At 34.7% G+C, this 14,740-nt stretch carries 13 protein-coding genes and 2 pseudogenes; 13 read left to right on the top strand and 2 right to left on the bottom strand.

Translation table 11 applies throughout. The features are described 5' to 3' along the window. The first annotated feature begins 11 nt into the window (after positions 1–11). Both CQZ94_RS14920 and CQZ94_RS14915 read left to right on the top strand, forming a co-directional pair. The gene (locus tag CQZ94_RS14920; protein ID WP_105586028.1) at positions 12–1,292 is read left to right on the top strand and encodes a flippase; all 1,281 of its coding nucleotides are present in this window, start codon (positions 12–14) and stop codon (positions 1,290–1,292) included. Between the two features lie 454 nt (positions 1,293–1,746). Further along, positions 1,747–3,126 carry a hypothetical protein gene (locus CQZ94_RS14915; RefSeq protein ID WP_105586027.1) on the top strand — a complete coding sequence of 460 codons (1,380 nt, stop codon included), beginning with the start codon at positions 1,747–1,749 and terminating at the stop codon, positions 3,124–3,126. 113 nt (positions 3,127–3,239) lie between these two features. On the opposite strand, the pseudogene CQZ94_RS14910 reads toward CQZ94_RS14915, so the two are convergent. Further along, positions 3,240–3,500, bottom strand: a pseudogene (locus CQZ94_RS14910) (integrase core domain-containing protein); the annotation flags it as partial. Further along, positions 3,475–3,600, bottom strand: a complete 126-nt coding sequence (locus CQZ94_RS31760) for a hypothetical protein (RefSeq protein ID WP_255291059.1) — start codon at positions 3,598–3,600, stop codon at positions 3,475–3,477. The gene CQZ94_RS31760 and the pseudogene CQZ94_RS14910, both read right to left, overlap by 26 nt. 161 nt (positions 3,601–3,761) lie before the next feature. Between CQZ94_RS31760 and CQZ94_RS14905 the strand changes: the two genes are divergently transcribed. From CQZ94_RS14905 to CQZ94_RS14855, 11 genes and pseudogenes are all read left to right on the top strand, one after another. Then, on the top strand, positions 3,762–4,469 hold the full coding sequence (locus tag CQZ94_RS14905) for an LPXTG cell wall anchor domain-containing protein (RefSeq protein WP_105586026.1): 708 nt from the start codon (positions 3,762–3,764) through the stop codon (positions 4,467–4,469). An 8-nt stretch (positions 4,470–4,477) separates the two neighbouring features. After that, positions 4,478–5,107 carry a class D sortase gene (locus tag CQZ94_RS14900; RefSeq protein WP_078213853.1) on the top strand — a complete coding sequence of 210 codons (630 nt, stop codon included), beginning with the start codon at positions 4,478–4,480 and terminating at the stop codon, positions 5,105–5,107. A 231-nt stretch (positions 5,108–5,338) separates the two neighbouring features. Continuing rightward, positions 5,339–6,244: a polyisoprenyl-teichoic acid--peptidoglycan teichoic acid transferase TagU gene (tagU, locus tag CQZ94_RS14895; protein ID WP_105586025.1), complete on the top strand. Its 906-nt coding sequence runs from the start codon at positions 5,339–5,341 to the stop codon at positions 6,242–6,244. Between the two features lie 104 nt (positions 6,245–6,348). After that, a pseudogene (locus CQZ94_RS14890) lies at positions 6,349–7,164 on the top strand (SGNH/GDSL hydrolase family protein). 35 nt (positions 7,165–7,199) lie between these two features. Continuing rightward, entirely contained in the window at positions 7,200–8,192 is a 993-nt protein-coding gene (gene galE, locus CQZ94_RS14885; RefSeq protein ID WP_105586024.1) for a UDP-glucose 4-epimerase GalE, read from the top strand. A gap of 120 nt (positions 8,193–8,312) precedes the next feature. After that, entirely contained in the window at positions 8,313–8,984 is a 672-nt protein-coding gene (locus CQZ94_RS14880) for a response regulator transcription factor (RefSeq protein ID WP_078213850.1), read from the top strand. 11 nt (positions 8,985–8,995) lie between these two features. Beyond that, positions 8,996–10,426 carry a HAMP domain-containing sensor histidine kinase gene (locus CQZ94_RS14875; RefSeq protein WP_105586023.1) on the top strand — a complete coding sequence of 477 codons (1,431 nt, stop codon included), beginning with the start codon at positions 8,996–8,998 and terminating at the stop codon, positions 10,424–10,426. Positions 10,427–10,492: 66 nt separating this feature from the next. Next, a complete protein-coding gene (locus CQZ94_RS14870) occupies positions 10,493–11,275 on the top strand; it encodes a DUF3919 family protein (protein WP_105586022.1) in 783 nt (260 codons plus the stop codon). Continuing rightward, a complete protein-coding gene (locus CQZ94_RS14865) occupies positions 11,272–12,306 on the top strand; it encodes an ABC transporter substrate-binding protein (protein WP_105586021.1) in 1,035 nt (344 codons plus the stop codon). Before CQZ94_RS14870 ends, CQZ94_RS14865 begins: the two co-directional genes overlap by 4 nt. A gap of 19 nt (positions 12,307–12,325) precedes the next feature. Continuing rightward, positions 12,326–13,660 carry an MFS transporter gene (gene pgtP / locus CQZ94_RS14860; protein WP_105586020.1) on the top strand — a complete coding sequence of 445 codons (1,335 nt, stop codon included), beginning with the start codon at positions 12,326–12,328 and terminating at the stop codon, positions 13,658–13,660. Positions 13,661–13,905: 245 nt separating this feature from the next. After that, positions 13,906–14,740, top strand: an 835-nt coding sequence (locus CQZ94_RS14855) for an efflux RND transporter periplasmic adaptor subunit (RefSeq protein WP_105586019.1), incomplete at its 3' end; no start/stop codon positions are given.

Below are 14,740 nucleotides of genomic sequence, written 5' to 3'. Positions count from 1 at the left end.
GGTATTTTTATATGAAAAGTTTAAAAGTTAATTTAAACAAGTATGTCAATCATTCTTTATTCAAAAATCTTAGTATCGTATTCTTAGAAAGTATTATTACAAAGGCATTGAGTTTTATAAGTATTTTAATTTTATCTAGGCAACTTGGTCCCGAAGATTATGGTAAATATTCATTTGTATTTGTCACTGTAGCTTTTTGTAGTGCATTCTTTGATTTTGGTATGGAGAATACAGCAGTAAGATTTTCAGCAAGAGATAAAGGGAAAATGCAAAGTATATTTGGTTTGTATTTTTTCACAAAAATAATTATTACTGCAACTGTAATTACAGGATTAATCTTATTTGGCAGTCATATTTTTTCTAGCCAAGGTAAAGATGAAATAATTCAATATATCCCATATTTAATCGTGGGATATATAGGAGAATCACTTTTATTTGTTAATGATACTTATTTACAAGCCATTCAAAAATTCAAGTTGAGAGCATTGATTAACATATTTAGGTATTTTACTTTAATACTTATAGTTTTAAGTTTACTATTAAATAATATGTTGTTATTGAAGTATGTATTTATTCTATACTTCATCCCAATTATAATCTCCTTACCATTTGCATTTAAGTATTTTAAATGTATTAAAATTTACTTTTCTTCACATTTCCCTAAAAAATTACTAAAAGAGATTATTCATTATGAAAAGTGGATGTTAATGATTTCTATACCTAATAATGTTTTAGGTAGAATTGATTTCTTTATGATTTCTATTTGGGTTACTTATGAGCAAATTGGAGTTTATAACGCTGCCTTCCAATTATCGGCCATTGTTTCATTTCTTCCATTTGCTTTTGGAAAAGTAATGCTACCTACAATGTCAGAGCTAGATGGGCGAGAAGTAGTGAGCAAAACTAAAAAAATTATAAAGCCTACAGTAATAGTTTCTGTCCTCATGTTATGTATGGTACCTTTAGTACCACTAATTGTCCCATTTTTTCTGGGGGAAAAGTATTTAGGGGCTGTTACTATTCTTCAAATAATGTTGATTTCGGCAATATTAGGATTTATTATTGTTCCTATTGAACAGGCTATTTATTCCTTAGGAAAACCAATGTTCATTACTTTAGGTAAGTATATTCAAATGGGGCTAATTATACTTTTGATTTTCCTTACTGTACCTTCTTTTGGAGTGATTTGGGCTGCAATTAGTGTGGCACTGGCACGATTATTATATTCGGTAATATTAATAAAAATGTATTTAAATTATAAAAATAGGTACATTCTTAATGAAACCAAGTAAATTATAGAAAAGAAGTATTGTTATAGAGTAGTGCAATGAAAAATACATTTGATGTTAAATTAGATTAGCCGCCTAAGTATCATCGAATGTATTCGTCTAGATGAGTGAATTGTCCTTGTAGGAACTTTGTGTCCAGCAGATTTCGAATTAGGTTTTTGTATTTTGTTTGCAAAAACACATTGAGTATTCAGTATCATCACTTTAAATGGGAAAAAATATTTTTAACTGTTTTATGGATGGTTTACTTAATGTCTAGATAAAGTATATCGTTTAGTTCAATCAAGTAGTTGGTTGAAACATAATTAAATATATAACTGATTTAGTGTTTTGATAAATGAATTTTCAGGTGCTTATACGGTATGGGTAGTAGTTCAGTGGTGCAATTCACTTTACACCTATACTATAAAGGAAACATTTTTCAGTTAAATATATTAAGCAGATGTTGAGGGGAAATATGGAAATAAAATTAAAGCAAGTTATTATTAATTTGGTTCTCCCATTAATTTGCATTATTGCATTTTCTTTTTTACTGGGAACAAATTATTATGCATACTTTATATATTTGTTGCTTGGATTTATTTTTTATTTATTAACAAAATTTTTAGGGCGGGAAACCCCTTTTTTATTTATAATTCCAGTACTTAGTATTGCTTTGGCCTTAACAGGGGATTTTTTCCTTCTTGATTTTTATAATAATAATGAGTTAAATCCATTAAAGATTCATCCTTTTGTACTTGCCTGGTTAGTTGTTTTCTTTCTATTTTTTATAGAAAATTTATTAACAAAAAAAATAATTTTTGATAAGATTTTTCTGTTATGTATATTAGTACTCTTTTCATTTTTTGGAGTCACTTTTGTTGTTAAAGGAATGGATGGACTACCACTAGCAATTCATAACTATCTTGGGCCTATCGCATTCTTCCTGTTTTTTTATTGTAAAAAGCAAGTTAATATTAAAAAGGTCAATAAGGCAGTAAATGTTATGATTTGTTGTTCAGTATTAATTGGGTTACTAGGGATTTTTGAATATTTTACAGAAATTAATATTTTTCAAGAACTTTATAGTAGAAGCAATGCGACATGGTTAGAGTCAACATACCGTGAAGGGTACAGAATTAAAACCATAATTGGACATCCATTAGATAATGCTGTATTCTTCCTTTTTTCAATGATTATTGTTCAAATGAGGGTTAAGGATAATAAGTTAAAGTATACTTTACTTCTATTATTTGTAATCGATATTTTGCTAACCGGTTCAAGAAGTATCTTTGTTATATCATTTATGGTGCTTTTATATAATGGACAGAGTTTCAAGGATGGATCGAAGAAAATTAAGCAATATTTTATCACTGTATGTGTAATGGGGATTGCATTTTTATTGACATTTAATACATCTTTAGGATCTACTTTGATGAGTCGAGTTGGTAATGCAGGTGATTCTACGGATGCACGCTTTATGTTAATAGACTATTTTATAAAACATTTGTTTTCATTCCAAATTATGGGTTTAGGTGGAGCTTCAGAGAATATTCGAATAATCGGTCAATACAATACCCCTATAATTCCTGAAAACCCTTGGATTATTTTATTTTTTGATGTGGGGTATTTTATATTATTCTACATTCTTTTGTTAATTCTTATCCTATGCAGAATAGAGTATAAGATATTAGCGATAATTTTTATTTTTGCACTCTCCGGATATAATTCATTTGGAGTGAAAAATAATGCTAATTATTTTTTATTTTATTTGTTAACCTATGGATATATTTTGGCAAGGGAGAAAAAGTCTGCAGCTTTATTAATAAAAAAGGAATCGGATGTTTTAAGGAATTAGTATACAGATAACTAACAGGGAAGAAGTGCTAAGTTAAAATGAGCATGGTCAAAATAGTTTTTTACTAAAAAGGTGGATTTGAGTCAATATTTTGGACACAAACAATAGAAGATCTAAGCTACTTCTTTAGTTAGATCTTCTATTGCTTGGGGAGTTTTATAACCAATACTACTATGGATTCGCTTACGGTTATAACATCCCTTGATGTATTGAAATAGTGCTAGATTTACTTCTTCAAACGTGACATATTGTGTACGATATACTTCTTCTTTCTTTAAAATGGCATGAAACGACTCGATACGAGCATTGTCATAAGGGCACCCTTTTTTACTGAAAGAAGACTTTATTTTATAATTCATGAGTATGCTTTGGAATTATTGACTTGTATATGCTTAATTCTTTTACGGGCTGTCCCGAACGATATAATTCAACAACCATTTTTTTAAAGTCTTCATTAAATTTCTTGTTTGTCATACGGACACTTCCTCCTTGAAATCCATTGTAAGGACTTAACTAAGTTGTGTCCATATGACTATACTAACTCCGATAATGAGAAATCATGTTTAAGTTATCCCTCATAGGATTCTTCGTGATATATTTAAATTACCAAATTGTTATAAAAAGGAGAAACAACCATGAATTTCAAAGACATTATGAAAAAAGGTTCATTAGTTGCTGCGCTTAGTCTTAGCTTAACAGCGTTTGCTGCACCAGCTGCACATGCGGATACGAATGGAAAAGAAGCTTCACAAAAGCTAGTAAGTGCATTAAAAACTTTAAATCTTGATCACGTGGACTATTTATATGCATATTTACAAAAGACGGGCTTAACTGATCAAGAGCAAGCTCAAATTAATGCAAATGCAGCTCGAGTGAGTGAAATTCTTTCAGGTGCGAAGGATGTTATGAGTTTAAAGAATGAGCAAAAAGTAGAAATGCTTCGTTTATTCCTCGATAGTGTGAAACTTGCACATTTACAAGTTTCACTTGTAGATGAAAGTGGGAAGTCGTTAGATCTTTTAAACTATACAATTAGTAAGGATAATAACTTATTAATTCAATTAAAAGATTTAGATGGAAAACTGCTTGCGACAATTAACCCAACAAGAGAAATGGTACAAGCAGCTAACTTCAAAAGCATGGTAAATGCATTGAAAGTTGCGATGGAAGCGAAGCGTGAGCTAAACGCAACTGGTCACTTTGTTCCAATGACAAATGCTGAACTGCCAAATACAGCATCTAATGAACAAACGTATATGTTAATTGGTGGCTTAATTGTACTTCTAGGTGCAGCTGCATTAGTTCCAGCGATGCGATTAGCTCGTAAGACAGAGCAAGCATAATTCATTTTATGAAGAAGAGAAAGAAAGTACATAAACGTAAATCAAAATGGAGATGGGTAATCATTGGGATTCCCGTTTCCATTATTTTGTTAGGTCTTGGTATTGTTGCTTTTTTTGGCTGGGAACTTACTAAGCAAACAACATTGTTAGCTCATACAGTGATTACATCGTATGAGCCAGAGGAAGCGGAAAAAGAGTTTAAACAAATGTGGTCTAAGATTCCCGATCCAGGGGAGAAACTGGGTGACCTGAAGTTCCCATCTCTTTCATATGAGGTTCCTGTTGTAGAAGGAACGCATCCGAAAGAGTTAAAATCAGGAGTTGGACATTTTTCTGGAAGTATGTTACCAGGGCAAGGCGGAAATGTTGTGTTAAGTGGACACCGTAATACAAGTTTTCGTAAGTTGGAAGATGTGAAAAAAGGTGATCAAATCAAATTCGCAACACCATATGGTGATTTTGTGTATGAAATCACAGACTTTAAAATTACGAGAGCAAACGATGAAACAATTATTGTTCCAACTGATTATGAGACGCTGACGCTAACAACGTGCTATCCGTTTGAGTATATTGGTGACGCACCAGATCGTTTTATTGTGTATACGAAGCTTGTGTCTAATCCAGATTTAGGGAGATAATCTTAGTTTGAGAAGGAAAGCCCAATTGTTATTTGTGCAATTGGGCTTTCTTTGTATTAATAAAAGGAATTCTCCGTTTTATCTAGTGTATAGATAAGAGGTTATATGAGGAAATATATAAGTTAGATGTTAGATATGAAACATAGCTTCATTTGATGAAGAGAGCTAATTCCATGTATAATTTAATTGGCACTTTATTCCTTTGGAAATCTAAGAAAGAAGGGTAAGATAATGAAAAAGAAAATTCTATTTTGGATATTAGGAATCATAGGAGTACTGATTATAGGTGGAGGAGTTTACGCTTATAATATATATTCCTCAGTTTCAAAAACATTAGATACAGTTCATCAACCTTTAAAACGTGATCAAAATAATAAACAAGAAGAGAAAATTAATAAATCTGAGCCTGTTTCAATCTTATTATTAGGCGCGGATGAACGTGGTGAAGATAAAGGTCGTTCAGATTCTTTAATGGTTATTACGTTAAATCCGAAGAACAATTCTATGAAGACAGTAAGTATCCCTCGTGATACATATACAGAAATTGTTGGAAAAGGAAAAAGTGATAAAATTAACCATGCTTATGCATTCGGTGGAGTAGATATGTCTGTTGCGACAGTAGAAAAATTATTAAATATTCCTATTAACTATTATATAGAAGTGAATATGGAAGGATTTAAGGACATTGTTGATGCTGTGGGCGGTGTTGATGTAAATAATGACTTGGAATTCTCTCTTGAAGGAAAGCACTTCCAAAAGGGAAATATTCATTTAACAGGTGATCAAGCTTTAGCATTCACTCGTATGCGTAAAGAAGATCCACGTGGTGACTTCGGTCGTCAAATGCGTCAACGTCAAGTGATGCAAGCTGTTATTAAAAAGGGTGCAAGTTTCACATCACTTACAAGTTATGGTGATGTGTTAACAGCGATTCAAAAGAATGTGAAAACAAACTTAACGCAAGATCAAATGTTTGATATGCAAAAGAATTATAAAGATTGCTTACAAAATAGTGAGGATATTCAAATCCCAGGTGATGGTCATAAAGCATCTGATGGTATTTGGTATTACTATGTTCCAGAAGCAGCGAAACAAGATTTAACGAATAAATTAAGAACGCATCTAGAGTTAAAATAAGTAATAATACGAATAAACCCGACTCTTTTGGAAAGAGCTGGGTTTGTTTTTTATGTCTTTATATTAGTATTATATAATGTAAGATTATTAGACAAGGTGAATCGATGAGTAAGAAAGCAATAACGGTCCTTGTTATGTTCGTATTGTTTGTAGCTGCTATTGTAAGTGGTAAGATACACTGGAATAAGAAGGTTGTTAATGCAACAGTACAAACAAATGAAGTGAAAATGACAAAGACAAAGACTAAAGTAGAGAATACGAAGACGAAAAGGGAAGAAGAAAAGCAAGATGCAAAGGCATCTTTTAACGAAGCATATGCAAAGAATTTACCAGATGCAGTAAAAGAGAAATTAAAGAAAGCTGCAGCTTATAAGAAGACAGTAAACATTGTTATTGTTGGTGATGAAGCTTCTTCACCTGCGAAGGATACTTGGGTGTCTAAGTTTGTATCTAATTTAGATGCCAATTATGGAAAAGGTTTATGGAATGTGACGGTTAAGGAATATAAGAATGAAAGTACTGAGGAACTAATTGCGAATAAACGTGCTCAAGATATTGCGAAAGAAAATCCAGATGTTATTTTATTTGAAGCACCGTTCATTACAGACAATAATAAAACGGGTAATGGAAATTCTGTCGCTAATGCACAAAAATTTGTTGGAGAACTTTCTAGTAGTGCAAAAGGCAATACGATTATGATCCAACCATCAAACCCAGTGTATGGTGCGAAAAATTATCCGAAAGCAATTGAAGCATTAAAGCAATTTGCGAAGTAAAATGGTTATGCATATATTGACCATTGGGAAGCATGGCCAAATGCAACTACGAAGGAGATTTTACCGTACTTACAAGAGGAGTTCGGTTTCCCAAGTGCCAAAGGGTATACGTTGAATCGTATACCTTTTATAATAGGGAAGTAACTATAAGACTCTAACATATGAGCAGGAGGAAGAACATGATTTCAATTTTAGTATGTGGCGGAGCTGGTTACATCGGTTCTCACGCTGTAAAAAAATTAATAGATGAAGGCCTATCTGTAGTAGTAGTTGATAATTTACAAACTGGGCATGAAGATGCGATTACAGAGGGTGCAAAGTTTTATAAAGGGGACCTTCGTGATAAAGGTTTTCTAAGAGATGTTTTTAAACAAGAAAATATTGAGGCGGTTATGCATTTTGCAGCTGATTCTTTAGTTGGCGTTAGTATGGAGAAACCTCTTCAATATTATAATAATAATGTGTATGGTGCACTTTGCTTGCTAGAAGTAATGGATGAGTTCAAAATAGATAAGTTTATCTTCTCTTCTACTGCGGCTACTTATGGTGAGGTAGATGTTGATCTTATTACTGAAGAGACGGTAACAAATCCAACGAATACGTATGGAGAGACGAAGTTAGCGATCGAAAAGATGCTTCATTGGTATAGCCAAGCTTCTAATTTAAAGTATAAGATTTTCAGATACTTTAATGTAGCTGGTGCAACTCCAAGTGGCATTATTGGTGAGGATCATCGCCCTGAGACACACTTAATACCTCTTGTTTTACAAGTTGCATTAGGTCAACGTGAGAAGATTATGATGTTTGGTGATGATTATAATACACCAGACGGTACTTGTATCCGTGATTATATTCATGTTGATGATTTAGTAGGAGCACACTTCCTTGGACTTAAGGATCTACAAAATGGCGGGGAAAGTGATTTCTATAACTTAGGGAATGGTAATGGCTTCAGTGTGAAAGAAATCGTTGATGCAGTTCGTGAAGTTACGAATCATGAAATTCCAGCAGAGATTGCACCAAGACGAGCAGGAGATCCAGCACGTTTAGTAGCTTCTTCTCAAAAGGCGAAAGAGAAGTTAGGGTGGAATCCTGAGCATGTAAATGTGAAGACAATTATTGAGCATGCGTGGAATTGGCATCAGAAGAAACCTCATGGTTATGAGAAGTAAGTAAAAATAAAAAAGAGAGGGGATCGTCGTTCAACATATGTTCGACAATACCCTCTCTTTTTTTGTATGATTTTTGCTATACTAAACTGTACTATAATACAGGATGGAAGGAGGAGAATGATGAAAATACTTGTAGTTGATGATGAATCGAGTATTCGTAATTTGATTCGGATGCAGTTAGAGATGGAAGGATATGAAGTATTGACGGCAGCTGACGGGAGAGAAGCTTTAGAGAAATGGAATGAGCAGCCAGATGTACTCATTTTAGATGTGATGCTTCCTGATACGGATGGGTATGAGTTATTACGTTTATTCCGAGAGAAGGATCGTGATATTCCGGTCCTTATGCTGACAGCGAAGAGTCAGATGAATGATAAATTGCTTGGTCTGCAGCTTGGTGCAGACGATTACGTGACGAAGCCTTTTAATTATGCGGAGCTTATTCTTCGTGTGAAAAATATGAGTCGTCGTGTAAAGAAGGAGGAAGTGTCTTCTAATCATGGGGTGATTCGAGCAGGAGAATTGGTAATTTGTCCAAAGGAAAGAAAGGTACATGTGAGTGGGCAAGAAATTCAGTTAACGTATCGAGAGTTTAATTTATGTCAGTTGTTTGTTTCGAATCCTCAGCGTGTGTTTATGAGAGATGAGTTACTTGAGAAAGTATGGGGCTTTGAGTATATCGGAAATACGAGAGCGGTTGATATTATGGTGCAAAGACTTCGGAAGAAACTCGGGAAGAGTGGGGAGTATATTAAGACGATTTATGGTGTTGGATATAAGCTTGATTGCTAAAAGGTGATGATATGTCTTTAAAACGAAATATGGTGTTTGGAATAGTTGGATTGCTGATTCCAATTCTTGTTCTTTTGTATGCAGTTGTGTATATTGCACTGGAGAAGAATGTGTATCATAATGCGGCAGATTCCTTAGAGAAATTAAGTGTGGAAGCACAAATTTATACGATGAATTATTTAGAGAAGGAAGCGGAAGTCGAGACGCTAGGTCCGAATTCGCTTTTAATTGCTTCTTATTTAGCAAAGCGAATGGATGTCCGTGTGCAGATGATTGGGAAGAATGGAGATGTTGTGGCAGATACACAAAAGGGAGCATTACTTCATCGAAATATCGACATTGAGAGTTCTTTGAAGGGAAAGAAATCTTATGTTTTCGAGGAGGGAGAACCAGCTCCAATTCTTTTGTTTTCAAGTCCGGTTTATTATGGAAACGATGTCATTGGGAGCATTCGTTTCATAAATGAGCTAACGGATGAGAAGGAAGTTTTAACAAATGTGAGTTGGACGTTTTTAATGACGTCTCTTTGTTTAGTGGCTGCCGGTATTTTCTTTGCGATTCGTTTGGCGAAGTCTCTTCATAAACCAATTGATCAATTAAGGCAAATGGCACATCGGCTTGCGAATGGAGATTATGAAAGTAAGATTGAGCTAAATGAGTATGTGGAAATTGCGCAGCTTTCAGCATCTTTTAATGCGATGGCTGATGGAATTGAACTGCACATTAAGCAACTGAAGGAAGAAAAAGAGAAGCAGAAAGATTTCTTAGACCGAATTACACATGAGCTGAAAACACCGCTAACAGCGATTATCGGTTATGTCGATTTAATTCCGAAGTTACAATCGAAGGAAGATGTTCAGGAGAGTCTCCGTTATGTGACTGTAGAAAGTGAGCGTCTATTATCACTTGTAGAAGAATTACTTAAATCTTCGAAGTATGGGACGAGCACGTTTGAAGTGTCACCTACGGTTGTGAATATTAAGGATTTGGCTGAAGAGGCAATTTCGATTGTGAGACCTCGCTTGCAGCAGTTTGAAATTGAAGTTATAAATGAGTTAACGGATGTACATGTCGTTGCGGATTTTGATAAGACGAAGCAAATTTTCTTAAATGTGCTTGATAATGCGATTAAATATAGTGATGCCTCGCAAATTCGTATGAATGTAATTGTAAATGAGCATGAGGCGAAGATTTTTGTTCATGATGATGGTATCGGTATAGATGAAGGTGTGCTTGCGGAGTGGAATGAGTCTCCAGGAGGTAAGGTACTTCCTTCTAGTTACGGGAATGGCTATGGTTTGTATATTTGTCAGGAGATTATGAATAAGCAGGGCGGAAGTATGCGAATTGAGAGCAGCGAAGAGATGGGGACTACAATATTTATTACATTTTTACTTCCGAGACGGATGGAAGACATAAAAAACTTGAAAGCGGTTAAATGATACATTTATGAAACAATTATGCGGTATTTTCGAAACAACGTTTTTTTATCTTGGAGGTAGGCAGAAATGAAAAGGCTATCATTTCAAATTGTTATGTTTGTCTTTTGTATTATTGTTTCTCTTATTTTGTTTTATGTTATTGAGAAGCAAATATATAACCGAATCAGGATTGTGGATGACAAGCAGGTTGTTTTACAAAGAGTGAATGAATCTCTTCCTACTGAAGTGAAAGTAAGGCATGAAAAGTGGGGAGAAATTGTTGTAACGGATGAAGTTCGTTTGCATACGATTGTTTCATTCTTTGACCGAATTCGAATAGAGCCGAGAGAAGCTAAGAGCCAAGAACAAGTATTTACTGGAGAAGTAACGTACTTGAATGGACATAAACGTACTTTTGCAGTAGGTGACTTGTTCCAGTATGAGGCGAACGTATACGGAAAGAATGGCACGGATCCGATGATCTCAGCATTTCAAACGTATTTGTTAAGTCTGTATTATACACCAGAGCGCATTAGCAATTTCTTTGCAGAGGCAAAGGAAGTTGTAGTGAGGCAAGGGGATGTAATACGTACTACAAATCTTACGCAAATATTTGATTCTATTCGATACGCAAAACAAATTACAGATTACGGAGAAATTCAGAAGTTATTGCAATCGCAGAAGGATCCTATCGCTTATATTACTGCTTATAAAACAGGTAAGCGTATTAAGAATGAGCGAGAAGATATTCTTACGATTTCTGTGTATCCATCGTATTTTGTTGTGCAATATCTCGGTGATAATAACGGGAATGTCATGTATATGAAAGGATCCCTAGCAGATTTCTTTGTAAAGGAGAATGTGTCATGAGAAAGGTAGCCTTTTTCTTCTTTTTGCTAGTAATCGGAGGAGCGATGTCTAGTTGCTCTCGAGATACAACCTCTATTAAATATAATAAAAGTGGTCTCCCTATTTTGGATGATCGTCATCTCGTTGCGTATGTAGCAGCTCGTGAGGAGGTTGGTGAGGCTTTGCTTTCATCATTTTGTAAACCGCGTGGATGTACGTATGAATTTATTCGTCTTTCGACAGAAGAACTTCTTCGAAGAGTGGAAGAAGAATCTGGAAATCCGAAAGCGGATATTATTATTGGTGGCACAGTAGATGCACATCAAATGATGAAGCAAAAGAATCTTTCTATTCCTGTGACAAGTCAGCATGCGAATCGTATTTCAAAAACTGTTAAAGATAAAGATGGTTATTGGTACGGTTACGAAGTGGAGAAATTGGCAATCGCAATTAATAAAGAGCGGTGGAACGAAGAAATAGCGCCGCTTGGTCTGCCGTATCCATCAAGGTGGCAAGATTTATTACATTCTGCGTACACTGGAAAGATTGTCATGCCAGATCCAAACGTTTCGGGTACAGCATATACGCTGTTTCAATCACTTATTGATACTTTAGGTAAAGAAGAGGCAAAAGCGTATGTAAAGAATCTTGCAGGGCAAGTTGGTGAAGTAACGGTGAATGGTTATATGCCAGCGGAACTTGTAGCGAGCGGTGAATATATGATAGGCATTAATTTCATGGGAGATCAGAGAATGCTTCAAAAACAAGGCTTTCCGATTTTAAGTAACGTACCTGAGCAAACAGGTTTGTCTGTCAATGCGATTTCAAAACTAAAACGTGCGCCGAGTGGTATTATTGCGGATTTATTTATTGATTATTGTTTATCAGAAGAAGCGGGGCATATTCTAGAAAAAGTGTCGTTTGGTGTACCAACGATGTTTGCGAAGAACGAGAAAGAAATAGAAGGCCAGCCAGTTAGAAGGACGAACCAAAATATATCAAATAGTGGAATAATCGAGATATGGAATAGACAGCGTCTCTCTCAAAAGTGAGAAAAGGAGACGAAAAAATATGTTTAAATGGCTTAAGCCAGCACCTGCAATTGAGAGATTACCAGCGGATATGATTGCTAAAGTATATACATTACTGCGTATTCGTGTACTAATTGGAATTTCAGTTGGGTATGCTGCTTATTATTTAGTTCGTAGTAACTTTACGTTATCAAGTACGTATTTAGTACAAGAATATGGTTTTAGTACAGCTCAAATTGGACTACTAGGTTCAGTAATGGCAATTGTTTATGGATTTAGTAAGTTTTTTATGGGGAATTTATCAGATAAAGCTTTTGCCCAGCGCTTTATCGCAGTCGGATTATTCTTATCAGGGCTTGTAAATATCTGCTTCGGATTTGCAAATTCATTTGGAATGATTGTTACATTACTTGTCCTGAACGGTATTGTACAAGGTATGGGAGCACCACCTTGTAGTATCGTTATGACAAAATGGTTCTCGAAGAAAGAGCGTGGTACGAAAACAGGTATTTGGAATATTTCACATAACGTTGGCGGAATGCTTGTACCACCACTTGTCGGAATCGGTGTAGGTATTTTCGGTGAAAACCATTGGCAAGGCGGCGTGTTTATTTTCCCAGCTATTATCGCAATGGTAATTTCAGTTCTTGTTTGGATTAATGCGAAGGATACACCAGAATCGGAAGGTCTTCCTCCGATTGATGAGTATCGTAATGACTATGAAAATCTTGAAAAAGCAGATAATGCTAACAAGATGTCACCAAAAGAAATTTTAATGAAATATGTAGTGAAAAATAAGTTCGTTTGGTATTTATGTATTGCGAATGCATTTGTTTACTTAATTCGTTTCGGTGTTATTAACTGGGTTCCACTTTATTTAACAACAGTTAAAGGTTTTTCAAAAGCAGAAGCACATGCTGCATACGCGATCTTTGAAGGTATGGCAATTCCAAGTTCGTTAATCGTTGGTCTTTTAAGTGATAAATTATTTAAAGGGAAACGTATGCCATTATGTATTATTAGTATGGCCGGAGTTGTTATAGGTACGGTTGTATATTGGCAAGCATCTAGCGTACTTGTTGTAAGTATTGCAGTTTCTATTATCGGTTGTTTAATTTACGTACCACAATTCTTAATCGGTTTAAGTGCAATGGAATTAGTGCCGAAGTTTGCAGTAGGTACAACAGTTGGTATGTGTGGTTTGTTCGGTTATGTAGGAGGAAGTCTTGTAGCAAACGCAGCAATTGGTGTTATTGTTGATCGTTCTGGCTGGGATGGCTGTTTCATCTTACTACTAGCGGGCGGTATTTTATCAACAATCTTCTTATTCATCGTTCAACGTGGACATGAGAGAAAAGGTCCTAAAGTGGCATAATAGTTTATTCGGAAAAGCGATCCAATCATTATTTTGGATCGCTTTTTTTATAGGATAATCTTTCCTTAAAACTATCTTAAAAGATAAGATGTCATATTTCTAATCATTGGAATTTTTGTTACAATATAAATGATTGTGTAAAACTTTGTAAAATGAGTGTAACAATGTAAGTGGAATATTTATTTTCAGAAAGTTTTATACAATTAAATATCTATTAAACTATAAGATATAAAAGGAGAGAGAATATGTTACCAAATACGGTTCGTACTCCAAATAAGAAGAAGAAATGGATTATTATCGGGGTTATTGCACTAATTGTTATTGTTGCAGCAGTTAATATTTTTGTTATGCAAGGTAAGAAGAAAGGCACAGCGAAGACAGATGCTGTAAGTTTTGAGAAAGTGACAGAGCGTAAGCTTAATAATACGAAATTAATTTCTGGTCAGGTGAAGCCAGGGAATATTGAAAGTTTCTATGCAGATCCGACTAAAGGAAAAGTGAAAGATATTGAAGTGAAAGAAGGACAAGAGGTAGAAAAGGGAACGAAATTATTCTCTTATGATAATGAAGAAATTAATCTGCAAATGAAGCAAGCTGAGCTTGATCAGAAGATGGCTGATATGCGTTATGATCAAGGGAAAAAGAAGATTGATTCGTTGAAGAAAGAAATTAAGAAGGTGAAAGATAGCGGGGCTGGGAAAGAAGTAACAGACCCAATGGAAGAGCAAGTAAGTGAATTAGAAATGACACAAAAAACAACTGACCTTGAGAAGGAAAAAGGAAAGTTACAAAAAGAAGAGTTAAATAAAAAACAGAAAGAACTTACGATTTATAGTAATTTTGCTGGTGTTGTACAGAAGTTAGATAAAGATGCAGCGCAAAGTTCATCCCAAGCTTTAGGTGGTCAAGGAAAAGCATTCTTACAAGTAGCTTCTAAAGATCCGTTCCAAGTTCAAGGGACTTTAACAGAACTTCAAAAGTCACAAATTCAAAAGGATCAAACGTTTACTGTAACTGCGAAAGCAAATAATAAGAAGAAGTGGACAGGTAAAATTACAGAAGTAAGTGAATTCCCAACGA

The sequence above is a fragment of the Bacillus sp. MYb209 genome (genome assembly GCF_002975175.1).
In the GTDB taxonomy this organism is placed as follows: Bacteria; Bacillota; Bacilli; order Bacillales; family Bacillaceae_G; genus Bacillus_A.
Note: the sequence above shows the minus strand (reverse complement) of the source record. Positions and strands in the feature narration are given on the sequence as shown.